This is a genomic window from Rhodococcus sp. 06-156-4 (assembly GCF_002259345.1).
Classification (GTDB): Bacteria; Actinomycetota; Actinomycetes; order Mycobacteriales; family Mycobacteriaceae; genus Rhodococcoides; species Rhodococcoides fascians_E.
This window is the reverse complement of record NZ_NPGB01000015.1, coordinates 270,945-294,686: the sequence shown is the minus strand read 5'-3', so window position 1 is coordinate 294,686 and position 23,742 is coordinate 270,945. Positions and strand designations below refer to the sequence as shown.

Annotated in this window: 23 protein-coding genes and 1 pseudogene; 12 read left to right on the top strand and 12 right to left on the bottom strand. The window is 62.3% G+C overall.

Translation table 11 applies throughout. The features are described from left to right. Window positions 1-169 precede the first annotated feature (169 nt). Window positions 170-697: an HNH endonuclease signature motif containing protein gene (locus CH290_RS10765; RefSeq protein ID WP_080748634.1), complete on the bottom strand. Its 528-nt coding sequence runs from the start codon at window positions 695-697 to the stop codon at window positions 170-172. A gap of 183 nt (window positions 698-880) precedes the next feature. Further along, a pseudogene (locus CH290_RS30700) lies at window positions 881-1,144 on the bottom strand (carboxylate-amine ligase); the annotation flags it as partial. A gap of 102 nt (window positions 1,145-1,246) precedes the next feature. Between CH290_RS30700 and CH290_RS10755 the strand changes: the two are divergent. Next, complete coding sequence (locus CH290_RS10755; protein WP_033188476.1) at window positions 1,247-1,912, top strand: TetR family transcriptional regulator; 666 nt, start codon at window positions 1,247-1,249, stop codon at window positions 1,910-1,912. Between the two features lie 118 nt (window positions 1,913-2,030). On the opposite strand, the gene CH290_RS10750 is transcribed toward CH290_RS10755, so the two are convergent. The 5 genes from CH290_RS10750 to CH290_RS30230 form a co-directional block, all read right to left on the bottom strand. Further along, window positions 2,031-2,747, bottom strand: a complete 717-nt coding sequence (locus CH290_RS10750; RefSeq protein ID WP_033188371.1) for a TetR/AcrR family transcriptional regulator — start codon at window positions 2,745-2,747, stop codon at window positions 2,031-2,033. Between the two features lie 62 nt (window positions 2,748-2,809). Then, on the bottom strand, window positions 2,810-4,015 hold the full coding sequence (locus CH290_RS10745) for a GGDEF domain-containing protein (protein WP_141216133.1): 1,206 nt from the start codon (window positions 4,013-4,015) through the stop codon (window positions 2,810-2,812). A gap of 95 nt (window positions 4,016-4,110) precedes the next feature. Then, on the bottom strand, window positions 4,111-4,278 hold the full coding sequence (locus CH290_RS30235; protein ID WP_155295513.1) for a hypothetical protein: 168 nt from the start codon (window positions 4,276-4,278) through the stop codon (window positions 4,111-4,113). 230 nt (window positions 4,279-4,508) lie between these two features. Next, window positions 4,509-4,949: a hypothetical protein gene (locus CH290_RS10740; RefSeq protein WP_141216134.1), complete on the bottom strand. Its 441-nt coding sequence runs from the start codon at window positions 4,947-4,949 to the stop codon at window positions 4,509-4,511. Beyond that, on the bottom strand, window positions 4,946-5,089 hold the full coding sequence (locus tag CH290_RS30230; RefSeq protein WP_155295514.1) for a hypothetical protein: 144 nt from the start codon (window positions 5,087-5,089) through the stop codon (window positions 4,946-4,948). The genes CH290_RS10740 and CH290_RS30230 overlap by 4 nt, the downstream gene beginning before the upstream one ends. Here CH290_RS30230 and CH290_RS10730 point away from each other — a divergent pair. Then, a complete protein-coding gene (locus CH290_RS10730) occupies window positions 5,079-5,984 on the top strand; it encodes a hypothetical protein (RefSeq protein ID WP_141216135.1) in 906 nt (301 codons plus the stop codon). The genes CH290_RS30230 and CH290_RS10730 overlap by 11 nt on opposite strands. A 117-nt stretch (window positions 5,985-6,101) precedes the next feature. Here the strand turns inward: CH290_RS10730 and CH290_RS10725 are convergent, their stop codons facing one another. Together CH290_RS10725 and CH290_RS10720 are read right to left on the bottom strand one after the other, a co-directional pair. After that, window positions 6,102-7,310 (bottom strand): site-specific integrase, encoded by a 1,209-nt coding sequence (locus CH290_RS10725; RefSeq protein ID WP_033188372.1) that lies wholly within the window; start codon window positions 7,308-7,310, stop codon window positions 6,102-6,104. Continuing rightward, the gene (locus CH290_RS10720) at window positions 7,303-7,911 is read right to left on the bottom strand and encodes a helix-turn-helix domain-containing protein (protein WP_230620875.1); all 609 of its coding nucleotides are present in this window, start codon (window positions 7,909-7,911) and stop codon (window positions 7,303-7,305) included. Before CH290_RS10720 ends, CH290_RS10725 begins: the two co-directional genes overlap by 8 nt. A gap of 164 nt (window positions 7,912-8,075) precedes the next feature. Between CH290_RS10720 and CH290_RS10715 the strand changes: the two genes are divergently transcribed. The 8 genes from CH290_RS10715 (at window position 8,076) to CH290_RS10675 (ending at window position 14,231) form a co-directional block, all read left to right on the top strand. Then, the gene (locus CH290_RS10715) at window positions 8,076-8,273 is read left to right on the top strand and encodes an excisionase family DNA-binding protein (protein WP_019664588.1); all 198 of its coding nucleotides are present in this window, start codon (window positions 8,076-8,078) and stop codon (window positions 8,271-8,273) included. A 1,194-nt stretch (window positions 8,274-9,467) separates the two neighbouring features. Then, window positions 9,468-10,256: a ParA family protein gene (locus CH290_RS10710; RefSeq protein WP_033188374.1), complete on the top strand. Its 789-nt coding sequence runs from the start codon at window positions 9,468-9,470 to the stop codon at window positions 10,254-10,256. Window positions 10,257-10,602: 346 nt separating this feature from the next. After that, window positions 10,603-11,463: a DUF2637 domain-containing protein gene (locus CH290_RS10700; protein ID WP_033188375.1), complete on the top strand. Its 861-nt coding sequence runs from the start codon at window positions 10,603-10,605 to the stop codon at window positions 11,461-11,463. 437 nt (window positions 11,464-11,900) lie between these two features. After that, window positions 11,901-12,467: a hypothetical protein gene (locus tag CH290_RS10695; RefSeq protein WP_033188376.1), complete on the top strand. Its 567-nt coding sequence runs from the start codon at window positions 11,901-11,903 to the stop codon at window positions 12,465-12,467. Between the two features lie 184 nt (window positions 12,468-12,651). Next, complete coding sequence (locus CH290_RS10690; protein ID WP_033188377.1) at window positions 12,652-12,957, top strand: hypothetical protein; 306 nt, start codon at window positions 12,652-12,654, stop codon at window positions 12,955-12,957. An 88-nt stretch (window positions 12,958-13,045) separates the two neighbouring features. Beyond that, a complete protein-coding gene (locus CH290_RS10685) occupies window positions 13,046-13,585 on the top strand; it encodes a DnaB-like helicase N-terminal domain-containing protein (RefSeq protein WP_033188378.1) in 540 nt (179 codons plus the stop codon). Next, complete coding sequence (locus tag CH290_RS10680; RefSeq protein WP_033188379.1) at window positions 13,582-13,854, top strand: hypothetical protein; 273 nt, start codon at window positions 13,582-13,584, stop codon at window positions 13,852-13,854. Before CH290_RS10685 ends, CH290_RS10680 begins: the two co-directional genes overlap by 4 nt. Window positions 13,855-13,895: 41 nt before the next feature. After that, window positions 13,896-14,231 carry a hypothetical protein gene (locus tag CH290_RS10675; protein ID WP_033188380.1) on the top strand — a complete coding sequence of 112 codons (336 nt, stop codon included), beginning with the start codon at window positions 13,896-13,898 and terminating at the stop codon, window positions 14,229-14,231. Window positions 14,232-14,392: 161 nt separating this feature from the next. On the opposite strand, the gene CH290_RS10670 is transcribed toward CH290_RS10675, so the two are convergent. After that, window positions 14,393-14,596 carry a hypothetical protein gene (locus CH290_RS10670; RefSeq protein ID WP_033188381.1) on the bottom strand — a complete coding sequence of 68 codons (204 nt, stop codon included), beginning with the start codon at window positions 14,594-14,596 and terminating at the stop codon, window positions 14,393-14,395. A gap of 268 nt (window positions 14,597-14,864) precedes the next feature. Beyond that, on the bottom strand, window positions 14,865-15,251 hold the full coding sequence (locus CH290_RS10665) for a hypothetical protein (RefSeq protein ID WP_230620876.1): 387 nt from the start codon (window positions 15,249-15,251) through the stop codon (window positions 14,865-14,867). Between the two features lie 308 nt (window positions 15,252-15,559). On the opposite strand from CH290_RS10665, the gene mobF reads away from it, so the two are divergent. Beyond that, on the top strand, window positions 15,560-19,600 hold the full coding sequence (mobF, locus tag CH290_RS10660; protein ID WP_033188383.1) for a MobF family relaxase: 4,041 nt from the start codon (window positions 15,560-15,562) through the stop codon (window positions 19,598-19,600). Window positions 19,601-19,769: 169 nt separating this feature from the next. Further along, complete coding sequence (locus CH290_RS10655; protein WP_094620669.1) at window positions 19,770-20,855, top strand: hypothetical protein; 1,086 nt, start codon at window positions 19,770-19,772, stop codon at window positions 20,853-20,855. 247 nt (window positions 20,856-21,102) lie between these two features. On the opposite strand, the gene CH290_RS10650 is transcribed toward CH290_RS10655, so the two are convergent. Continuing rightward, on the bottom strand, window positions 21,103-22,275 hold the full coding sequence (locus tag CH290_RS10650) for a hypothetical protein (RefSeq protein WP_141216136.1): 1,173 nt from the start codon (window positions 22,273-22,275) through the stop codon (window positions 21,103-21,105). Window positions 22,276-23,742: the final 1,467 nt, after the last annotated feature.

Genomic DNA, 23,742 nt, shown 5'->3' with positions numbered 1-23,742 from the left:
GCAGGAGGACACCGACAACCGTCGCCCATATTGGCGGGGCGTGTTCGCAAATGTAGTCCTTCAGGCCAAGTCACAGTGTCTTGGACTGGTTCAGGGTCCGAGGTCTGGGGTGCGCACACAGTGCAGTGGAACGTGTCGGCTTCAGCCGCTTTGCAACTGCGGAGGTGGTCTAAAGTATTGGCTCGTTGTCTCGGTAGCGTTCGACCAACTCGCGCCCCCGCTCGGTCAGCTGATAACCCCCGGTTACGTAGAATGTTTCCTCGGGTTCGCTGTGCGTGACGTATAGGCTTCCTTTCGATATAGGATCAAGCACAATTACGGAGTCTTTCACTAAGTACGAAAATAGGACATCAGTGGCCGGAAGGACAACTGTGGCTTCTAGACCGTTCTCCGCGAAATACTCTAAGATTCGCCGTTCGGTTTCGTTATAACGATTATTAATCTTGCTAAGGTTGACTTTGAGCTGGCGGAGCGCCTTGCGGTCAAGGCTTCGAGGACCCGAGCCTTTGAGGCGGTGGCAATTTGCGCACAGCACAATCATATTGTGAAATTCGTGTCTTCGAACCGCCGAGTAGTCGTCGATGTGTTCGATTTCAAGGGGTTGCACGGTTCTGCAGGTCGGGATTGCGCAGCGGTACCCGGCTTCGAGCATCAATGCTCGTTGCAACTCGGCAGGAATCGATTCTCTCGCAGGCATCCTAATCAGGATACAGTTAGCTGTCCGGCCGTCGACAGGCCAAGGTAGGTGTGCTGCGCTGCGAATCCCCAAATGGCGTCATTGAAGGGGAGCCGCGACGCGCCCCTGGTCTCCGACATCGTCCAACGCCTCCCTGACGTGCACCTCGACGGTCGGGAAGTTCTCGGAAGGGCGTACATCCTACTGGACCATGCCGTCGTCGAGGATCGCCTCCACCCCGCGCATCTGCGCCACCATTTCGTCGTAGTGAGCCTGCGACGCGAGAATCGGTGGTGGTCCAGTGCTCGGCCACCGTGACCACAGCACTGATCGCCATGAGGCGTATCCGGTGTCGGCGCCGTCGTAGAACGCCGAATTTGCGGTCAGCGCCAGCAGGATCGGAAGCCAGGGCCGCAGTTGATTACCGACAGCAATCGCAGTGCCGCGATCGGGTACTTCGACATGGACGCGCTTCTTCGACTCCGAATGGGGCCGTCGATACATAAGAGCTTTGGGGCGGCTCGGTAGGCTGTAGCCGATGGATTGACTGGTTGGAAAGGTGTGATCACGGTGGCACCAACGCATCACGAAGCCCGCGTTCCTCAGCAGCAACGCTCGCGAATTACCCGTGATGTGATCGTCGACTCCGCGGCACAGGAGTTCTCCCGTCGCGGTTTCGGCGGCGCGTCGGTCAATTCGATCCTCGGTGCCAGCGGCCGTACTAAAGGTGCGATGTACTTTCATTTCCAGTCCAAACACGATCTTGCCGTCGCTGTCAGTGAGGCTGCTGCACACCGTTACACGGCCATCGCCGAACCGTGGCGCAGGGCGTCGGGAGATCCGATCGAGGCACTGGCCGGCCTGATCGGCGAGGTCACCGCTGGCATCGTCGGCGAGCCGGTCCTCCGAGCGGAGCTTCGGCTCGGGATCGACCCGGACTTTCCCTCCGGCACCGTCACCCGGGCGAGCCTGGGGTGGGAGAGAGTCGCACACGATCTTGCCGTCGCGGCCGAGCGGACAGGATGCTTCACCGCACCGTTCGGGCCGACGCGGTTCGTCGCCGCGATGGCGTACATGCTCGCCGGCGGTGGTGTGATGGCCGACATCAGCGACGACCCCACTGCACTGCACGCCCGGTTCGACGAATCCACTGACGCCGTCGTCGTGGCGATGACCTCACCGGATACCGCGACGCGCTATCGGTCGGTCACGACAACGAACACACACCGCGGATAGAACCTGCGGGTCGGCGCAGCAGTGACGAGCACCTCCCACCGGCACCGTCCCTGCCCGCATATTCCGTCATCGCCGCCAACTCATTGAGGCGTGGTCAACAAATGCCTCGCGGATCGATTCACCGGACACCGCTGTTCGCGTTCGACAGTGCGGGGAGGGACTGCAGGATCAGATCGATGCTTCCTCCCGAGGTGTGGTGGCCGGTGCCTGCGCGGCCTGTGGTCGCGATGGTTCCAGCGAGCGCATCGACCAATGCCCCGGCCAGGTCGGCGGCCGCCGCGATCCGAGGGCCGCCCGCGCCTCCTGTCCTTGGTGGGTCTGAAGTGTCGAGGGTGGCGGTGAGCCAGTGTTCCCAGACCCGGTAGATGCTCGGCAGACCGGTCGTCGCTGCCACCGGCGACAGTTCCAGAGCGTGTGCAGCCTGAACCATGGGATTCGATGCCGCTGATTCGATGACAGCGGTAGCGAACACGCGGACATCATCGATCATGGCGAGCGGTGAGACCACGCCGGCGTCGAGTGTTCGTGACACCGAGGGACCGGGCAGTGACCATTCACGCGATGTCGATTCACGAGGTACCGAGATGCGTGGTGCGCAAATGTGGGGTGACGAGGTGGGTGGTGTGGGTAAGCATGGTGCGCAGGAGAGGTGGTGCCCGCGGCGGTAGACCTCGGCGAGAAGTTCGTTCTTGTTGCGAAACGACCGGTACAGCTGGTCGCGGGCAAGTCCAATCTCGTGCTGCACCAGACTCATCGTGACTGCGCCGTAGCCTCGGGTGATCACGGCGTCAGCGCACGCGTCGATGATCCGGGCGCGTTCGAGAGTGCGTTGCATACCGTCGGCGCCGGGTCGGCGGTGCGGCGCCGGCGCGGCTGGTTAATGCTGGTGTGCTCGGTTCATGGGTGTAGCCGATCGATTCGGACGTCGCCGACATCGCACTGGTGGGTGAGATCGACCGCAGGACTGGCTGCGCCGCGCGGCGCCGGTTGTGCTGATGCGCGTGCTCTTGTGACCGAGACGGGGTCTGCGTCGTGGATGCGGTCGCGGCCACCGGTTTTGGCATGGTAGAGAGCATCGTCGGCGGCGCGGCCGACGAGGTCGATGAGGGCTTCGACAGGGTCGAGGAATCCTTCGTCCTGCCCGCGATGCTCGACGCCGGTTGTCGTACTGCCGACCCCGGGTACATGCGGCCGGCTCGACTTGTGGTCTGTTGCGGGGGCGAGTGCGGCCGTGACGGTGCCGATGCTGACAGTGACGGAGGTGACGGCGCGAACACGGCCGAGGATACGGTGTTCGAGGCGGGGGTCGAGGTCGGCGGGGGTGAGGAGGAGGAATTCTTCGCCGCCGATTCGGGCGAGCACGGAGTCTGTCGGACGGTAGTCGTCCAGGATCGCGGTGATCGTGTTCGCTACGGCTATGAGAGCGCGGTCGCCTCCCGTGTGACCGACGGTGTCGTTGACCTGTTTGAAGTGATCGATGTCGATCAACGCCGCCCGTATCTCGGTATCGCGGCGGTGCACGGATTCGAGCAATCTTCGGGTGGGTTCGATCATGCCCCGCCGGTTCAGTAGCCCGGTAAGGGGATCTGTGTCGGCGAGGACTTGCAGTTCGGTGTTGACCGTTCGCAGCGAGCGGGCGAGGCCGTTGATCACGGTCACCGGGATCAGCACCGTGGTCACGGCCGCACCGATGGCGATCAGTGAGACCAGCGCGCCGGTCGCGGCGAGGTCGGTGGCGGTGACGATCGTGGCCATGACGACCGAGAGCGCCGTGAGTGTGGTGGTGACCCTCGGCGGGGATCCCGACGCTGCGATCGCAGGGACGATGGCGAGCATCGCGGTCACCGACCGTGTGGCTGCCGGGTCGGCGATCACGTAGGCCGAGACGGCGACGCCGAGCATCCCGCCGGCGCCGAGCACCGTGAACTGTCGATCGGTAAGACGTCCCACCGCCGCCGCGATGACCACCGTCACCGCGGTGAATCCGGTGATCACAGACAGTATCGGCAGCGCGCCGGGTTTGAGGAACGTCGGTGAGATCACGGCGATGATCAGCATCGGGAGGGCGCCGGAGGCGCTGACGATGACCATTGTGGTCCGCATGTCCCACCGAGTTCCGGCGGACGGCACGGTCGCCGCGTTCACTACGCCCGACTGGGGTAGTGCCGGCGCTCCGTGAGGTGAGCTGCCGTGAGCACTCATCGGCGACTCTGCCGGGGAGTGTGCTGTCGTGTACTCCGCGCCCGCATCGACCGCGTCCGCACCACCTGCACTACTGCGGCCACTGCGACAGCGGCGAGCCCGGCCAGTGACACCGCCAGAATCACCACCGAGGTGATGAGGACTGGGATCAGAATTGAATACACGCGCTACCTCTCGCGTATTCGGGACTCGATGCTGGGATGATCTTGAAGTCGGGTACGCCGGATCCAGCTCTGGGCGTTATCACCGTTGATGCCGTTGGTTTTTGTGACCGGACACAACAGGTTCATTCGTGCATTACAGCAGACACCGAACCGTCACGGTTGCGGGCGTATGCGATAACCCGATCACCGAACTCATCTGCATCTGCGCACCTCGAACTGCTGCGGCGGGCTCAGGCACTGCCGCCGGCACGCGTTGCGTGCCGGGTGAGACGGATTCGCGGGGCAACTGCACCGCGGCTTCGCGCCCGTGACGAGCACGTCCACCGGCGGTGCGGCGGCGGGTTCTGCGAGGGAGCGTGACCGGTGTCCTCGGCCTGGCCGTGATCGGCGGTACCGTCCTTCGACGGGTGCGCTGTACGTGCGGTAGTGGGATGCGTCGGTCCGACCGAGCTACGCGAAAGGCTGCGACGGCGGTGTGCTGCGACCCGGCGACGAAGACGGGAGGACAGAACCACTGCGGTGAGTGCGGCAGTAACGAATGCGGCATCGCGGCTGTCGGCGACCGCGCCGACCACCTCGAACATCGACACCGCACCGGCGGCATCGAGCACGAACCGCACCGCAGGGGTGTCGACGAGCACCCGTGCGCCCGGGCTCGCCTGTCCGCTCACGCTCCGATGCCCGCCGCGCCCGTCACGGTTTGCCGGTCTCCCGCCGGGTTGTCACCGAGGAATTCGGCGAGGGTCACCGGTGTCCAGGGTGGGGCGAGGCCGAGAGGGGCGGCAGTGAGATCGTGGTCGTTGGCGAACATCAACGTTGCGTCCTCGACCGCGATCGCCCACCGCGATGCCGGACATCCCCAGCCGGGCCGGGCGACCGCGATACGACTCGCCTTGGATTCGGTGCGCGGCCAGCGCCGACGCGAGCGCGCGCGAGCACTGGCGACCACCGCCCGGGACCTGCTGGTCACCGGGTCGAGCGAGGCGTTGTTCGGGCGACGCGACGCAGTCCTGCTGCTGCTCACCGCGGCTGGATTGTCCTACGGCTCGATCTCCGAGCTCGTCACTACCGACATCACGATCGACGACGATGACAGTCTCTGGATCGCCAGCGGCCACCGGCTGCGAATCGACTCGGGCGCCGTGCCCGGATTCGAGCCCGCACAGGTGTGGCGTCGATGGCACGAGGTGCTCGTCTTCGCCGACCGCTACCCCTCCACGGCCCTGATCCTCCAACACCTGCGCGGAGGGACGTTTCCCGACATCACCGACTGGGCGCAGCGGCCCTCCCCGGTAGCGGCACCGATCGACCGGTGGGGACACATGCCCTTTCCCACCGTTGCGATGTCGCCGGATGCGATCGGCGATGTCGTCGATGCGCACCGAACGGGGACCCCGCCGCGCCGCACCCCGGCCCGGCCCCCGTCCCGTGATCGCTCCGCCGACTATGCCGGCTATACGGGCGACATCGCTGCACCCGAGTCGGATTCGGTCTCGCTCGACACCGGGTACTACGAGTTCGGTGTACAGGCGCGTCGCCGTGCGCACACCGTCCTCGCCGAGCTGCCGCAGGTCTACGACGACGTCGAAGACCGCATCGACGCCCTGCTCGCCCGCACCCTGGACCTGCTCGAATACCACAGCATCGACCCCGACGGCCGCGCTGACGTGGTGCAGTCAGGGCCCGGATCGAACGGCTTGATGTAACACCGGATTATCGGTAGGCCCGGCAGTTCCGTCAGAGCTTGGGTCCCGAAGTACGGCGTCGGCTCGGCATCCGGTTGCCTGATGATGACAAGATCCGATCAAACTCGCGCTGCAAGGCTAGGTCGGCTGGTTCGAGTCCGGTGGCCTGTTAAACAAGGCTGCGTACTGAGTTGCCGCGTCGGTGAGTGCATTGCTTTGGCTGTGTACGTACGTCCGCATGGTGAAGCTGGCGTCGGCGTGTCCCAACCACGCGGCGATCACTGCGATTGGAACCCCGGCCAGGTGCATTAGGGTCGCGCAGGTGTGCCGCGCGTCGTGAAATCGGATTTCGCTTACCCCTGCGATCTTGGTCAATCGCTCCCACCTAGCCGCAAGTACGTCCGGACGGACGGGATAGCCGAGCTCGTCAGATACGACATGAGTCCCAGGCCCGTACTCCTCGCCGTGCAGACGCCTTTCTGCGGCCTGACAATCTTTCGCACATCTCAAAGCCAACTCCAAGTCTTTAGTGAGGGGGAGTGTCCTCGATGACTTCTTGGTCTTCGGTTCTTGTTCGACAATTTCACCGCTGACCGTCAGAACGCGGTTGTTGCCAATCGTCAGAAAACCGTCGCGCAGGTCGACGTCCTTCCAGCGTAAGCCGCAAACCTCTCCCCTTCGTAAACCCGAAAGCGCCAAGCGCCAGGCGTGTTCGTTCCGGTCTCCTGAGACTGTCGACAGAAGCGTCCTGACCTCCGAAGTTGTAAATGTCTTTAGTTCCTTCGCGTCCCGCGGCACGCGGTCAACGAGACGAGCTACGTTGCGCTGTACGTGGCCCTGTTTGAACTCGCCGTCGAGAATCATAGAAAGGACTGTGAGCATGAGGTTGATCGATCGTGGACCCCACGGGCGAGTCAACTGCCCGTTGGGCTTCGGCAGGCCACCCTGCTGGAGTCCGACGACGAGCTGATCGATGTGCCGCTTGCTTAACTTTTGGACCGGAAGGTTGCCATGACATGCCAACACGGGTTTCATGACTTCTCGATATCCGCCGAGGGTGGTCTCTCGAAGCCGGTGTCGACCCGCGAAATGCAACTCTGCCGCTTCGGCCAGTGTGGTTTGGGATCGAGCTACGAAGGTTCCCCGAATCGCTTCCGTGTTCGACTGGGACAGCGCCTCCCTAGCCTTCTTCTCGGATTCGAAGCGCCGACGGATTTGTCGTCGTTTGCCGGTGATCTGATCGATTCCCGCATCGGTGGTGACCTGGTATCGAGTCACCATCCGCCCTGTTGTTCTGTCCCGTACCTCGATCTTCTTGATCTGCGGGGGAAGCTGTTGCCTAGGCATCGGATGCCTCGTCACCGACGTTCATGTCGAGTTCGGTCATCTGGCGAAACAATTCCTCCGACCGCCGTCTCGCATCTTCGTACATGAACTTCATCGCTTCGACGTGTTCCACCGAGTCCTGCTTGGAAAGACCGTTACGCATCTGAACGCGCGCACGCCGCATCGCCTGTAGCGCCTGTAACCACTCCCGTGCGATGCCCACCCGATCGTTCCTCGGATCGAACTGCTCGCGGACCCACACCTCCGTGGGTTGATCGGCCTCGGGTTCCGACCAGTCCTCAGAAGGCTTCATCAACCCGGCCTCGCCGCTGAACCATCGCAGGGCATCATGCGACTCCTGATCCAGACCTGGTAACACCTCGACTTTGCCTCGAGGAAGATCAGGGAAGACTAGCTGGGCCGGCGAGACGCCCAGGGCTGCAGCAAGAACGAGAAGCTCGGGGACATCGATGCTCTTCTTGCGGCCTGTCTCCAAGTCGGCAACCACTGAACGAGAGATGCCGAAACCGATATCGAAGGTCCGGTCGGCCAGCTTGGCTGCTGAGAGCGCGGAGTGGTCCTTGCCTCGAAGTCGTCGAACTTCGCCGGCGACGCGGGCCACGATTTGCTCTGCCCAGGACTGTGTCATAAGAACGCACTCTAGCTGACTTCTCGAAGATGTTGTGGCAACGCTACTGAATTGCTACCTTGTGGTGGAACCACATGGACTAGACGCATTGGCGTTCTAGATGTGGTGAAAATACACAATCGCGGAGAGGAAACTCGATGTCTCGACAGCTTTATTCGGTCCAGGAAGCGATGGCCCGCACGGGCCTCGGACGCTCCAACCTGTTCAACAAGCTCGCCGCCGGTGAAATCCGCAGCGTCAAGGTCGGTAAGCGGCGACTGATCCCCGACACGGCCATCGACGAGTACATCGTTGGACTCGAGGAAGCGGCACGCGCCAGCTCGGGCGTTGCCTGACATGCCGCTCACGCCAGACCCCTATGAACTAGAGACGCCCCCGGCGAATCTCGGTGTAACCAGCACCGAGGCCGAGGGCGTCGTCGAAACCTCTACCTTGCAGGAAGGAGTTTCAACCACGAATTCTAATCGGTCTTGATCCGCCTCACAAGGCGTTTTGCCGCACTCATCCGCTGATGCCGTCGAGAACCATGTAGACGCAGAGCGGGACGAGTGCAGGTTGTATTCACCCATATATCGGTGAATCCACCTGCGTACAAACTGCTTACACGCACGTCGCTATCACGCAAACCCTACGCGGGTCCCGCGTGCCGTCGACAGCTGTCGATAAGAGCTTGTCGCAGCGTCGTTTTCTGGCAGAGCCCGACGAACAACCAGCCTGCCGCCGGCCTGTGCACCCTTTGTAAATCCTCGGAGACCGGCCCCGGGGCACCGCCTGTTCGACTGATCATCGTCTGGGTGGCGATACCGATTAGCCGCGCGCCCACCACGGCGCGGGGCTATCGGGCGTGGAGCGGACAACGTGGGTGCGGAAATTGGCTCAGGGCCATGGGGGGTCCGAGAGGAACGAACGAAGTCCCTTGTCGTTCCTACGTCACCATCACGGGAGGTACCAGTTGAGCTCTCCACGAACCAGCCGCAACGCACGGTCCGACTCGTCATACCACCATCCACACAGGAGCCAGCAAGCAACCGTTGTTCCGTTCTTCGTATCGGTCACCGGTATCGATCTGCCGAGGACGCAACCAAGACAACACATTCGGCCTCATGTGCATTCGAATAACCCTGTCCGGTGTTCGTTCATGGGGAGCGACCTGCGCAGTGGGCGAGAACCGGAGCCTCCCTGCGATGAGCGTCGCGCACATCTTGTCCCCGCCGTACCTGAATTACCCGCAAGGAGTGCCACAGACGACTCGCTGGCGTCGGCCGTAAAAGGTCCAGTGGAGGTAGTACTCCCGTTTGCCGTCCTGGGTGAGATTCGCGCACGGGAAGTATTGGTAGCGAGCGCTTCCTATGCCCGTGCGGCGCGTACTTCATCTATTGCACGTGACGCGCGCATAGCGTCCGTTACCCGTAATTCATCCAGTGCGTGCATGGGCGGCTCTTCATCCCTTGGTTCCGCGGAGCGCATGACATCCCATTCTCGCATCACCCCCAATTCGCCCGACTCATCCATTGGAAGTGAGACCCACCATGCCCGCTGAGATCTTCGCGTTCTGCAATCAAAAAGGTGGAGTCGGCAAAACCACCACCGTCTTTCACCTCGCTTACGCCGCAGCCCAGGCTGGTCGGCGCGCGCTCGTCGTCGACATAGATCCCCAGGGCAACGTCAGTACAGTTCTCGCCAAGCTGCAGCTCGAGCGCGATGACATCGGCGTTGCCGATGTTCTCTCGGAGTCGTCGAAAGCGACGATCGCCGACGCCGTCGTCCCCACCGTCTGGCCCGGTGTCGACCTTGTGCCCACCGTCCCGGGGAACGAGTCTTTGGCCTATGTCCGTGATCAACTGGTCATCGCCGGCGCCGGCCGTGAACGGCGGCTGCGCGACGCACTCGATCTAGTCCGAGGCGTCTACGATGTTGTCCTCATCGATTGCCCGCCGAGCCTGGATCTGCTGACAATCAACGCGCTCGTTGCGGCACGCATAGCCGTCGTCGTGACTCAGTCTGCGTTGTTCTCTGCCAACGGATTGGCGCGATTGCGACGCACCATCGATGCAGTCAAACGTAGCTACAACCCGGACCTAGACATGTTCGGTGCAATCGTCAACCTCCACGAGATCGGGACGATCAGCGGTCGAGAACAACTTGTCGAGATCGCCTCCAGCATCAATGTACTCGGCGACACTGTTCCCAAGCGGGTAGTCATCAAAGACTCGATGGAGGCGCAGACAAGTCTTGTCGACTGGGGGACCACCCAGTCACGCAGCCTGTCGACGATCTACCGCGACACTCTCGCGCTGCTCGTGAACGGGCAGCTGTGATGGCCCGCCCCGAACGAATGAAGAGCGCACTCGCCGGTTCGAGCCCAGTTGACTTGCCGGAGGACACGCAACGGTCACCTGGCGCCGTCGCCTCGACTGAGGCCGTTGCGCAACAGTCAGCTGACACTGCGAAGCGGAAGCGCTCGTACTACTTGTACGAGTCCACTGTGGAGGATCTCCTCAATGCAGCCGAAGCGTTGTCTGCAACACCTGGTGCACCGCGTGGCCCGTCGGACCTCGTGAACGCGGCAGTCGAGGAGTACTTGGAGTTGTTGCGCAACAACTTCAACGATGGCCAGCCGTTCCCGCAACGAACAGGTCCACTCGCTCGAGGACCGAGAATCCGATGAGCCGGAGGCATCATGCCAATCCGCCGTCCACGCTCAGCAACTCCGACGGCGTTGCGATACATCCGGGCATTCTGCAGTGGGCGCTTGCGACGGCCGTTGCACTCACGGTCGGCATTGCGGGCGCATCGTTCTGGCTCAGTTTCGCTGTGTTGCGAGACCTTGCGGTCATGGCCGGAATTGGCGAATACGAGGCGTGGGTGATCCCAGTCGTATTGGACGGTGCAATCGTCTCGACGACAGTGACCGCAATTGCCTTGTCGAACCACACCGATGAAGGCACGGTCAGGGGCAGGCGTTTCGTTGTGTCGATCATGCGTGTCGCCGCAACAGCGTCCATTGCAGGCAACTCGTACCACGCGGTGTTGAGTTCGACATTGCTTCCAGCCGTGGTGTCGGCGGGTATTGCCACCATTGCGCCCATTGCACTCCTTGCAATGACCGAGGTGCTCGCTGTGATCCTTCGAGCACCGCGCGGGGTTGCAAAGCCAGAGGCCGCTCCGAGTGCACTGTCAGATGAATCCGATTGGACACGGCTCGAGGCCGGCCAGCACGGGGAGAGACTGGACGACGAGCCTCAGGCGGAACATGTCGTCGGTCAGTCAGCGGAGTCGCCTTCCGGGCACACGGACGCCTTGGCACCAGAGGTTGCGGAGACAGTACGGCTCAGGCACGCACACCGAGAATGGTCGTGGGCACGAATCGGCAAAGAGACGGATGGTTCCGTTGCGTCGACTGCGATGCGTCGATATCGAAAGTGGGAAGAGACAAACGCAGGGGGCGCAAACGCCTCTGGGTATGGGCAATTCGAGTTCGATGACGAGCCGAGCACGGAGCCTAATCGAATCTTGGTGGAATAGGAGTGCTGCCGCGGCATCGAGCCACCATGCTTTCGTCGCTCCCGCACAATCGCCCTGGGCTGTTGCTGGCTGTGAGGTGGTCGCCCGCGACGGTCCGTTGCGTATCGAACCGGTACTGCCTTGGGGCCACCTTCGGTGGCCTCCGAATTGAACTCCGCTGCGCTCCGCACTGAAGAAGAGCAATTTTCTTCGCACATCTGGCTCCGGTCGAGCATGCGGCACCCTAGCCCGTCTTACCCAGCCCTGACTCCGCTTCGCTCCGGCCCGATGGGCTCCTGAAACTTTTCAAAGCGCCTACGGCTGAAAACTTTCCGGATCAGGCCTAGGACGCCGGTCCAGTGCGCCGCCTTCTCTCCTTCGAGCCAGATGACGGCGAAAGAAATTGGCAGAGCGAAAGGGCCGGGGGAGCCGGTCCCGCAACAGAAAGTGAGCCCGACATGCCGCAGAACATCTCCCGCACAGGACGCAAGACCACCGCCGCGCACATCGCCCGGACCACCGGAATCGTCACTCACACCACAGTCCTGGTCGCGGGACCCCAGGAGGCTACCGTCACCGTCACCGCTGCGGCCACAGACGAAGCGCAGATGATCGTCGCTCTCGGTCACGTCATGATGACCTTTCGCAGTGCCGAAACTGTGTCCGCAGTGATTACCGGTTTTGCCACCGTTCGCGCCGCACTCGGCGGAGCCGACGGACAAACCCCAGACCCGGCCCAACCAGGAGCAGAGTTCGGTGCTGCTGCTGTCTCCGTGCTTTGGCTCGGCAGCCCCGAACATACGGCGGTGCCGCACCACCGCTACAGCCCTGAACAACGCCGAACCATCCACTGGGTAGACCTGCACATGGGACCCGTTACCTGGCGCATCACCGACCGCGTCGGATACGACACCCTCATGGCCGAACTTCGGCGCGTGCACCGCGCCGCGGTTGGAGTGTTTCTAGACGGTGGCCGCTACCGCCGCGACCCGGCGAAACTGCTCGATGTTTTCGACGAAGTCTGAGATCTGATACCACAAGTTCGGCCCCGTGCCCCGGGGCCGAACAGGTTTCATCCACAGGCTGATCCGACACGGCAGTTATCCACACGGCGCGGAAATGATCTTTGCCTCGGACGAGTTGCCGATTTGCCCGTGCGACGCTCGAATGCAAGAAGCTAGCTGGCTTGAGCGGAAGGAACAACCGACGATGATCACCTGGACCGTCACCACTCACCCCGAGGACAATCCCGAAATCCTCACCGCCACGGGAGCAGAACCCAATCTTGCGGTTGCCAAGCGCGCAGCCGCCGATGCAGTCCGATACGCACTCCTCGACGCCCGCGAGCACGCATCACCCGACAACGGCAGCCCGCCGTCCTACCTCGTCACACTCGACGGAACCTGCGCCCTCATCGTCGGACTCGGTCGCTACAGGCCAGAAAACTACAACGCCGTCCTCGACAGCCTCGAAAAATTCGACGGCACCGCACCACCGAACCTCCTCTACATCTGACCCCACCCCACCGCGAGCCGAAACCGCATTCGACATCTCGAATCCAGCACATCCGCACGTATCCGCGACGAAGAAATGAGGCGAACAGATGACCGCGTTGAGGGCAGTCGAACCCACCGGCGATGGCGAGGACGATACGGATCTCACCGACCGTCCGGAGACGGCACCGGAAGCGCTAGCGATCTGCGCTTTGATGTGGTTGCAGGACAGCGACGAATGCACGCGTATCGCAGGTGCACTGCAAGCTGACGATTTTCACGATCCCGCGTATCGGGAGCTGTACGGCGTCGTGCAAGAACTGGTCGTTGGCAGTCGTCCGCACGATCCTGCAAGCGTCCTCGCTGTCCTCACCCGGGCCGGTGCCAGTGGACACCGTGGTGCGCGGCTGCGGAGAGCGTTGACCGATGCCACCACAGCGAACGCATGCGGTGCATCGGCCACTGACTATGCAGGCATGGTGCTATCGGAAAGCTATCGGCGCAGCTTCTTCGGCGCGGGGATCAAAATTCAGCAGCTAGCGGAGGAAGCGCCGGAGGAGTACCTGTTCGACCAGCTCGTCGGCATCGGCAGAGCGCAACGTGCAGCGACGAACCGCCTGAATGCTTTCCGCAGCGGCGGCGCCGTATGAACGCGCGAGGGGAGCTAGAGGACGAGCGGCGCCGCGCTGCGATCACGCAGAGCCGATTCACCACCGCCGACGTTGACCAACTTGACCTGGAAGGCCTAGAGGATCTCGCTGCTGGCCGCGAGATCGACGACGCGATGGCCACCGGCGAAACGCTCGGCGACATCGCACGGTCTATCGGCCACACCGACTCAGTCGCAGCGGACCTTCTGAGCAAATTCCGGGCGTTTCGTGACGGGCTCGCCAACCGCGGCCAAATCGCCCTGTTCTGATCACACTTCTTCGCAGCGCGGACAATTGAAGGGCTCACACCGTGAATTTCATTCGCATCGACACCGATCGAGGTGCCCTGTACGGGCCGACGTTCGCCGAGACATTGACGTACTTCTTCGGGCAGAACCAGCACGTCGAATGGGACTGCCACGAGCTCACCGCTGGATACTCCGGTGGCCGGCGCGCCGTGTCGACCGCGATACGAATACAACATCGAGGACAGTGGATCGCCGCGGCCAGATCTTTCGGGTCACGCACAGTCGACAAGATCCCCGAAGATGCAGTTCGCAGCGGATCGGACTTCGCGACCGCAGCGTTCGAAGCACCTGCGTTGCCGCGCTGGGTGTACGAGCGGGCGTACGAAGTACTGATCTGAGACGCGCGCTGTAGGCTCGACAGTCTGTCAGCGATGCGTGTTCCACCTACACGCCAAGGACTTTGAACGTGGAAGCAGTATCGAAGCGTGTACGCATCCGGCAACATCCGCCCCGACCGCTGCTACAAGTTCACCCCGATCATCAAAATTGGAGTTAGGTGTCAGAAGGTGCTGCGCAACGCGCCGCCGATGGCAGCCGCAACGAACGCCAACGCGATCGTCACTACGAACACGACGACGCGAAACACACCCTCGGCGATGAGCCCGGTTGCGCGCAGAGGTGCGAAACGCCACCCAGACTCGGTCTCGCCCGCGCGCCACAGCGCTGCGATAACGATGACGGCAATGACAACGATTGAGATCATGATTTTTTCACCTCCTCCCGCACAGGTCGGATTCAACACGACACCACCGACACAAGATGAGCCCACGGCCACGGCCACGTGCGCGCTCGTGTCCGTTCTTGCACTGCAAGTGTGTTGCATCGAATCAAGAACGTTCGACGCGTGCGGGAGAAGTGACTGCCACACCTCGAGCGCTCGTTGCCAGGCCGTGCTGCGCCGGTCCGCTCTAACGCGCCGGTCCGCTCTATCGCGCCCGTCCGCTCTATCTCATCCAGGCAGCTTCATCCACTTAGACAACTGCTTTGGGATCGCGATTGCCGGTGCGATCTGCGTCCTCGTTGCCCGAGGCACCTGGGCCGTCTGCCGACTCGCCGGGCACATCGATCCTGCCGGTTGCCTTCGCGGCCATCGTCGATTTGATCAGCCGCGTCGCTTCCGGAACTGAAAGGTCAACCAAAGTTGCAATGCTGGAATATGTTTCACCTCGCTTCTTGAGTGCGGCGAGTGCTTCGGCGCGTCGGTGATACGCGGAGTCGAGTTTGGACTGAGCATCTCGTCGTAACCGCGCGATTCTTTGTGTCACATCGTCCGTAATCCGTCGCTCGTCGCGGGTGGCGTCGAAATAAGCAATCAGATCCTGCTCTTGATTCTTCAGTCGCAATTGCGCATCCGCCAACCGCTGCGCATTCGCCCGCCGAGCACGTTCCCGAGCGCTGACGGGTCCACCGTTTGAGGGAGTCATATCGGCCAGGCTACCGCCGAAACGCCGACCGGTGAAGGCATGCGACGCTACAAGTCAATCGTTGAATGCTTTGTCCAACTGCCATTTTCGTCCTCATCAGTCCATTTCAGTCCGTGCTCGTTCGAAATTCCGATATCGTCTACTCCAGATTCTTTTGAATCACCGCCGAAAATTCACAACAAACGTCACACACCTCTTGCACTACTAGTGACTGTGGGGCGCCGACCGCTTATGGTGGCGTCATGATGACCGTCCATCCACTGCACGCGGGTGACGGATATACCTACCTGACACGCGAAGTCGCGGTGGGTGACATCACCGCGAAGAAAGGTCAGAACCTCACCGACTACTACACCGCCGAAGGCACACCGCCCGGCTTGTGGGGAGGCCGCACGGCCGCCGATCTCGGCGTCGAAGGGGAGGTCCGCGAGGACCAGATGAGAGCATTGTTCGGGGAAGGCTTACATCCCGAAGCTGAAGCGCTGACGAGTGAACTCATCGCCCAAGGCGCCGCCGCGGACGAAGCCGTGGACAGTGTCAGGCTGGGTCGAAGATATGCTGTATACCGCAACGAAGTCACGTTGATGAAACGTATTCGCACCGAGATGGACAGGGATCACAAGAGTCTCGGACGAGTCTTGTCGGCGGACGAATGCCAGCAGCTCCGATACCGCCTCGGAGCCGACGAGTTCCACCGCGAGATAGGACGCTCACCGGCCACCGAAGCCGAACTGACCCGCTACATCGCCTCGCAGAAACGACGCGAACGCCAACCCGTCGCCGGCTACGACTGCGTGTTCACACCCGTCAAATCGGTGTCGGTGCTCTGGGGGCTCGGCGACGAAGAGGTCCGCGCCGGTATCGAACGCGCCCACTCCGCCGCGGTCACCGACGCAGTGGCGTGGGTGGAGGACAACGCCTCCTACACCCGGGTCGGCAGAGCCGGTGTCGGACAGATCGAATCGACCGGCCTGATGTACACCCGGTTCGATCACCGCGACAACCGCAACGGCGACCCGAACCTGCACACCCACGTCGCGATCTCCACCAAAGTCATAGGAGTCGACGGTAAATGGCGCAGCCTCGACGGGCGCGTGTTGCACAAGCTCGCTGTGTCCGCCTCCGAGCGGTACAACACCCTCATCGAGGAGTACGTGAGCCGCGAGGTCGGAGCGAGGTTCTTCGACCGCCCCGGTGTCGGCGCCAACAAAAGGCCGGTACGAGAAATCGACGGTGTCCCGCCTGAACTGCTACGTGAATTCTCCCGCCGGGACGCGATCGAACGACGGCTCGAACAACTCGTCGGCGACTACCGCAAGACACACGGCAAAGACCCCTCGAAGGCGATGCAGATGCGTCTTGCGGACCAAGCGACCCTGGACACCCGTGAGCAGAAACCACCCGCGAAATCTCTGGCTGCTCAACGCGAGGAGTGGCATGCCCGCGCCGTCGAGCGCATCGGTAAACGGCGACTGTCGAAGTCCCTCCGAGGCAGCGTCGGGCACATCACCAACGAGAGCGGCGCAGCCGATATCGATACCGGCCAGATCGCCGAAACAGTGGTTGCCCGCATCTCGCGGCAACGCGCATCGTGGAATCTGTGGCACGTCGAGGCCGAGGTGCAACGACAGCTCCGCGGGGTCGTCTTCGACAGCACCGCCACCCGCGAGCGCATCACCGAGCGCATCACCGAATCGGCGCTCGGCGCGCACTCGATCCGCCTCACCCGCCAAGTCGACGCCACACCGAAAGCGCTGCAACGCAGCGACGGCGCTTCGATCCTGACGGTGCACGGCAACCAGACCTACACCAGCCGCGGTGTCCTGGACGCCGAGCAGCGACTCGTCGGCGCCGCACACACACCGACCGCCGTCATGTCGACCACCGAGTCCTTGCACGCCGCGCTCGCCGCGCACGAGCACCGCAAAGGATGGGCGCTCGGCGCGGACCAGCGGGCACTGGTCGAGCATTTTCTGTTCTCCGGCACTCTTCTCGCCGCCGGTGTCGGACCGGCCGGCACCGGCAAGACCACGGCCATGCGCGTCGCCGTCGATGCGTGGTGCGGAACCGGGTACGAGGTGCGGGCATTGGCCCCCTCTGCGATCGCGGCCGACGTCCTGAGCACCGAACTCGGCGTCACCGGCGGCACCATCGACGACGTCCTCACCCGCCACGAGCACGGCCTCGATCACGGTATCCGGCCCGGGGTCATGCTTCTCGTCGACGAAGCCGGCATGGCATCGACGCACAACCTGGACAAGCTGACCCGCATCGCCGCCGAACACGGTGCAGTGGTCCGGCTTCTCGGTGACCCGCAACAGCTCGCCGCCGTCGAGGGCGGCGGCGCACTACGGCTGATTGCACGCGAGAGCGCCGCCCCCGAGCTGGTCGACGTGCACCGATTCCACGACAAAGAAGAAGCGGAGATTTCGCTTCGGCTCCGAGACGGTGATACTTCCGTTGCCGCCTGGTATGCCGCGAAAGACCGCGTGCAACACGGCATGGCCGACGACCTCGCCGAGAAAGTGTTTACCGCATGGTCCGCCCGCAGTGACGATTCGACCTCTCTGATGATCGCCAGCAGCAACAACACTGTCCGTGACCTCAACGATCGCGCCCGCACGGACCGCATCGCGCGCGGATTGTCCGCGCGCGGTGGCAACGAACTCGCCGACGGCCTGCGGGCCGGCAAAGGCGACAGCATTGTCACCCGCCTCAACGACAAGGACCTGCGTGTCACCGGTACCCGCGGTGAACGCGTCCGCAACGGCGATCTGTGGACTGTGAAAACCGCGCACCGCGACGGCTCCCTGACCGTCAAACACCTCGACCACCGCGGGCAAGTCCGCCTGCCCGCCGAGTACGTGCGTGCAAACTGCGAACTCGGCTACGCCAGCACCATTCACCGCTCGCAGGGCATGACCGTCGACGAGGTGCACGTGCTCGTCGACGACACCATGAACCGGCAAGCGCTCTACGTCGCGCTCAGCCGAGGCCGCAGCGACAACAACCTGTACGTGCCGATCGACCGCATCGTCGACCCACACCTGATCCACGTCCACCCCGACAAGAAGATCGCCGACGAAGTCGTCCGCACTGTCATCGGCCGCGACGGCTCCGATGTCTCAGCCACCGAACAGCAACGCGACGCGCTCGTTGCGCACCGCAAGCTCGACTACAACGTCGGCGGCTACGAGTACGCCGGCGAGCTCATCGACGCCGATCGCATCGCGGCGATCGTCCGCACACAGATGGGACCCGAACTCGCGGCCACGATGACCTCCGAAGCCGAATGGGACTCGTTCGTTCGCCAGTACCGCCGCACCGAACAGCTCGGCCTCGACGCGGGACCGACTCTCGCTGCCGCGCGCTCACAGCGGGAACTCCGTAGCGCGGACTCGGTATCGGCGGTGATGCATTGGCGTCTGGAGGAGTACATCGAAACCGGTGCCGACGAAATGACCGCCTGGGCGAAAACCATCGAACCGACGATGCGGACCCAGTTCGGGGCGCAGGCCGAGTCGATCCTCGACGACGCCGGTTGCTGGCCCGAACTCGCAGCGCACCTACGCAACGCCGAATGCGCAGGCAAAGACCCGCACGCCGCGATCGTCGAACTACGCCGCGGCGTCACCCACCCCGACCCGAGCGCAGCGGAGCTACTCGACGACGCCGAACGACGCTGGCCCCTCGGCCGCGAGGCCCGAAACCACAGCGCACCGACATGGGTTCTGCCGCCGATGCAGGACCGCGACGGCGTCGACCCGGAACTGGTCGACTGGACACGCCGCCGCTACAGCGAAATCGCCCAACGCACCAGCGAACTCGGACAACGCGCCGTCGACGAGCACCCCACCTGGACACGACACCTGGGCGATCTACCCGACTCCGTCGCCGACCGCCTCAAATGGCAGCTCACCGCCGCGCAGGTCGGTGCCTATCGCGAGCAATTCGGCATCGACTCGGGCCGCACCCTCATCGGTGATCGCCCCGACCACGGCGACGCCGCCCGCGCATGGGATCAGGTCAACGCCCGCATCAAAACACTGCCCGTCCGGCACCCGGTGGCTGCGCGCACCGGCAGTGACTCCGTGCCAGCAGGCACACCGATACCGCCGGATCCGGATCAGATCGTGGTCACCGACCGCGCTCGCCGCGAGGCAGTAGAACAGCGTGCCGCCGAACAGCAACGCGCCGCCGAGGAACGCAAAAACAAACGCCGCGAACAACTCCGCCAACAACAGGCCCGGCGATCGGGACCGACCCGCGGCCCACGCATCTGAACTCACCGGCCCACCAAGACCCCCTCCCACGCCAGAAGCACCATCACGCCAGAAGCACCCTCGTCACCAGAAGCGTCACCTTGCCAGCAGCCACACCGCGCCAGGAGGTCGACAAACCATGCGCGGGCCGATGCAGGGTCGCGCGTCATCCGTGAACTAGGAGCTGAGCATGGCCGGACATAGTGGCAACAACGATCCTTACCAACTGTCTCTACTGTGGTACCGCAACGACGGCCTCGGCGCCCTGGAAACCGATATGCCCTACCGCGCATCTCCGCTACCCGACGGCCGCGTCCTGACTGCGTGGACGAGCAGGACACAGTTGAGCGAAGAGCTCTACGACTACGTTGAGCACACAGTGCAACTCAGCAGAAACAGTCCCGACTTCCCGCAACCAGGTGAGCTCTGCCAACCGGCTTACCACGGGTACGTCGAATGGCCGAACCTCACACCCACTGATCAGCTGTGGCAGTTCGCTTCGAGCCCGGAGGAACTCGCCGCCGAACTTCGCCAAGAGCACGGAGCAATCATGCCGGCGACAATGCGACACGACCTCTACGCCGATTCCACCCTCGCCCACTACGGCGATCTCCATGTCGATCACGTCGCAGCAGTGATTCAGATGGACGCCGTCCGGCGAGACATCGCAGCCCTGCGGCTCGCCGACACACCGACCGCCACGATGGCGGCACGCAGTCACCTGGCGGTTCTGGAAGACCACCAACGAGTGCTGATAGCCGATCTGAATGCCCGGCGCGAAAACACTATTCGACGACTGTGCCCGACCAGTGAACTCATCGGAGCGCAGACAGCGGAATGGACCCAGGACGCCAGGGTCCACGAGCTGCGCACCTGGCCCGGCGGAGCGCACACTCAACGCGCGATCGCCGAACTCGATCAGGCAACCACCGCCATGAAGACCAGTCCCGCCATCGACGCTTGGGACACCTTCGACACGTTCTTCGATCTGCACCAGAACTTCTCGACCACGATGTCGCAAGCACGGATCCAAGAATGGGGTGACCCGTCGACGAGCAGACCGTCAGTGATGTCGAACACCCCTCTGCCCGCGATGACGCTCACCGAAGCCGACCTCCGTCAGCGAGCACACCAGCGATCGAATCCGGTCGATCGCGGAATCCGACGCGAACCGAAACAACCAGCGCCGCGTGCAACCGACACCGCGGAACACCAGCGTCACCAGAACCGGATAGAAATAGCACACCAGATAGAACATCGACGGCCATCGATGTGAGGGACTTCGGTACTTCGTAGACAAATGCACCAGCACCTAATCAGGGTGCTGGTGCATCGCCGTTGAGCGACCGCAGATCGCGGGTCACTACATGGGACGGAACTTTGAGGAGTTGTCTGGCGCCAAAGTAGCGCGCCTCTAGTCCGGACATCGACCAAATGTGCTTGCATCTAGAGGCCGAAACTGCCAGGAAGCATGGTGGAAGATGCTGTGCTTAACGAGCGCAGCCGATCTGCGCTGCTCGGCCCTAGGTGAAGTGTTCACCGCGGCTTAAAGCTTCGATACGTTTGGTCCAGCGCTGTACGCGAGCCGGCCACCCCTCGTCCTGGGCCAGCTTAATTGCGAACTCTGCCACAGCGAGTCGCGTGTCGTCGACCCATACCAGAACCCATTGGTCTCCCCGCCGTTGCCACAGGGTTGCGCCTTGTGGTTCGTCGTCGAATTCTTCTGACCAATAGAAATCTGCTACTTGGCGTGCGTCGAGGCTATTTCCTAAGATGACGTGACAGCACATCTTGTTATACGCGCTTACCGACGGCACGTCGTACCCGCGATCGACCCCTGCTTCGATATAGTGGAGTGCCCGTCTCGGCGACTCTGGAATCAGGCAGAAGCCTTGGTTATTGAGGCAATTGGCGTCCGGCTCGTCGAACTGACCACCCATAAACTCAAAAAGCGCTGCGGCATCGGTGTATCGCTGGTCCCGTAAGAATGCTTCGGCATGGACTTGAGCTTGGACTCTCAACTGGTGACGCTGAACTAGGCCTTCCATGTCTCCGCGCATCAGGTTTCGCTCTGTGTATTCGATCGCTATTTCATCGATCGAAATGGAGCGTTCCGTCATCAATTCGATCGGGCACGGGTTGACGGCGACCTCACGGAGCCACCGAAACTCGTACTCAATAGACTTAGGATACCAAGCAGCGAGGCGCGGCTCGGTCCACCGATCAACCAGCCACATGTACTGCTCCACCACGTTAACATCGGGTTCAGTTGACGAAGACAGGTCCTCTATCTGCTCCGTTGACGGTGGTGTCAAGCTCAATATGTCTGTGATCGGCGCCCAGTGAACCCATCTCAGTAAGGTTGGGATCACCTTCCCGACAAGTCGCCCAATCTCATGGTTTGGGGCCGGTCGTGAACCAGCTGTACCTGCAGTGAGGACCGTATCCAGATTCAAGACGCTCCGCCAGCGTTTGGTGTCTGGGACAGAGCCCATTCCCTCCCCAAATATCTGCTCGACCGCCAGGCTGACCGCGACGGGCGCAACGACGTTGAAGCCCAGGCCGTAGCGGACCAGGGATTCGCCATCAACTCCACGGTCTGAGAGCGCGTTGACGCATCCAAGTACATCAACGTCGGTGTCTTTCGCGGGGCTCAGCATCGGGCCATTTTGGAAGGCGTCAATCAGATCCATCATCAAGCACACAGTGCTTCGGCGATGGAAACCATCCAGGGTGCCGTCGGCTTCCTGGATGAGCCGTGGGTCAAACGTGGTGCTTACCTTGTCGACTGGTCTGGCCTCTCTAAAAGGGGTAGCTTGACGGTTACAATCGTAGGTAGGATCATACGTACTATGCAAGTTATAATCCTGAGCAATGTGAGCTACCGTCATGTCTGATCGAATTTTTCAAGCCAGCGATTTAGCAGGGAGTAAGCGAGTCGAGTTCCTCGATGCCGCTAGATCAGGAAGCGCCAGGCTACGAGATCGAGATGGAACGAGCCTGGTGATGCTGCCTGAGCAGCGCCTCGACTACCTTCAAGCGCTTGCAACATGGTCAGCTCATCACTTGAGGCTCCAAGAGCTGATTGGACGGGACTCGACACCGTCCCTTAGCGATTTGGGAGTGTTGGCCTGGTTGCGAGTATTTGACTCATCAGATCTTCGCGAGTTCGTCAGCGAAGTTCACGACGCATTGATTGCCTCCACTGCTGACCAAAGTGCGAGAGCTTTAGAAGAAACGGTCGAGGCGTGGAGAGTCACAGCGAGCGAACTTGAGGATCCGCTGAGGCGGAGTGTGCTCATGCGCCCAGTGTTGTACGCCGATCTTGTCGATGCGGAACGACCGGATGAGCCCTAGCGCGTACAGACCGTTTGAGCCGGCGCGACGTCCCAGCCACCGACCGTCCGTAGCGCCCGCCTACAGGGTCCTGGTTCATCGCCAGTACAAATCGCAATATGATCGGTTGGTGGAGCGCGTCGGAGCGCAATCCGCACAAGCTATGTGGGATTTCTTGTCTCAAACGCCCTATGAGCCCCCGCCGACTGCTGGTTCCTGCATCCTCCGCGGAACAGCAGGCCGCCCCAAGGGGCCAGGGTGGTCGCGGACAGTTCATTATGAACTTTCGTCGATGGCAAGGGTTAATTACCAGTTTCACAATGAATATGTGACTGGCAAGAGTGGCGACGCTCATCGCATTGTGGCAATCCTTACGATCAATCTGTCAAGCCATTAGCTGGCTGACATTGTGGTGGGACTCATCGGTCTAGTCGCAACCCAATCTTCTGGATGAAGCTGCCATTACTCGTCCGACCGAAACAGAACCAGCTTTGCGATCTTGTGGGTAGCCCGGAGGGCGAGCTAAACGCTGAACATGGGGCGCAAACCCTCCAGGGTCTGAATCTCAGTTAATTACGACCCAGGCAACGGGATTTGTGCGTTCGGGGGCGCCGCAGGGTGGGCGGCACAGGCGATACCCATCGGCAAAGACCTGCTGCTATCGACTAGACGACTTCATAACCACCATTCGCTGTGCCGGTGCATTTGCCGTCGAGCGGCCGCCGATCGAACGGACGCAGTCCGGGCGGGTGGACACGATGTCCGGTCGATCGGAGGCCAGCGGTGCAACACCCGCGGCTGGTGATGCCTGACGTGCACGTGATGTA

What these genes read in the sequence shown, in the direction of transcription:
- CH290_RS10765 (WP_080748634.1), bottom strand. Translation starts at nt 697, where the DNA reads ATGCCTGCGAGAGAATCGATTCCTGCCGAGTTGCAACGAGCATTGATG.
- CH290_RS10750 (WP_033188371.1), bottom strand. Translation starts at nt 2,747, where the DNA reads ATGCAACGCACTCTCGAACGCGCCCGGATCATCGACGCGTGCGCTGAC.
- CH290_RS10745 (WP_141216133.1), bottom strand. Translation starts at nt 4,015, where the DNA reads ATGCGGACCACAATGGTCATCGTCAGCGCCTCCGGCGCCCTCCCGATG.
- CH290_RS30230 (WP_155295514.1), bottom strand. Translation starts at nt 5,089, where the DNA reads ATGTTCGCCAACGACCACGATCTCACTGCCGCCCCTCTCGGCCTCGCC.
- CH290_RS10725 (WP_033188372.1), bottom strand. Translation starts at nt 7,310, where the DNA reads ATGCCTAGGCAACAGCTTCCCCCGCAGATCAAGAAGATCGAGGTACGG.
- CH290_RS10715 (WP_019664588.1), top strand. Translation starts at nt 8,076, where the DNA reads ATGTCTCGACAGCTTTATTCGGTCCAGGAAGCGATGGCCCGCACGGGC.
- CH290_RS10710 (WP_033188374.1), top strand. Translation starts at nt 9,468, where the DNA reads ATGCCCGCTGAGATCTTCGCGTTCTGCAATCAAAAAGGTGGAGTCGGC.
- CH290_RS10700 (WP_033188375.1), top strand. Translation starts at nt 10,603, where the DNA reads ATGAGCCGGAGGCATCATGCCAATCCGCCGTCCACGCTCAGCAACTCC.
- CH290_RS10695 (WP_033188376.1), top strand. Translation starts at nt 11,901, where the DNA reads ATGCCGCAGAACATCTCCCGCACAGGACGCAAGACCACCGCCGCGCAC.
- CH290_RS10690 (WP_033188377.1), top strand. Translation starts at nt 12,652, where the DNA reads ATGATCACCTGGACCGTCACCACTCACCCCGAGGACAATCCCGAAATC.
- CH290_RS10685 (WP_033188378.1), top strand. Translation starts at nt 13,046, where the DNA reads ATGACCGCGTTGAGGGCAGTCGAACCCACCGGCGATGGCGAGGACGAT.
- CH290_RS10680 (WP_033188379.1), top strand. Translation starts at nt 13,582, where the DNA reads ATGAACGCGCGAGGGGAGCTAGAGGACGAGCGGCGCCGCGCTGCGATC.
- CH290_RS10670 (WP_033188381.1), bottom strand. Translation starts at nt 14,596, where the DNA reads ATGATCTCAATCGTTGTCATTGCCGTCATCGTTATCGCAGCGCTGTGG.
- mobF (WP_033188383.1), top strand. Translation starts at nt 15,560, where the DNA reads ATGATGACCGTCCATCCACTGCACGCGGGTGACGGATATACCTACCTG.
- CH290_RS10655 (WP_094620669.1), top strand. Translation starts at nt 19,770, where the DNA reads ATGGCCGGACATAGTGGCAACAACGATCCTTACCAACTGTCTCTACTG.
- CH290_RS10650 (WP_141216136.1), bottom strand. Translation starts at nt 22,275, where the DNA reads ATGATGGATCTGATTGACGCCTTCCAAAATGGCCCGATGCTGAGCCCC.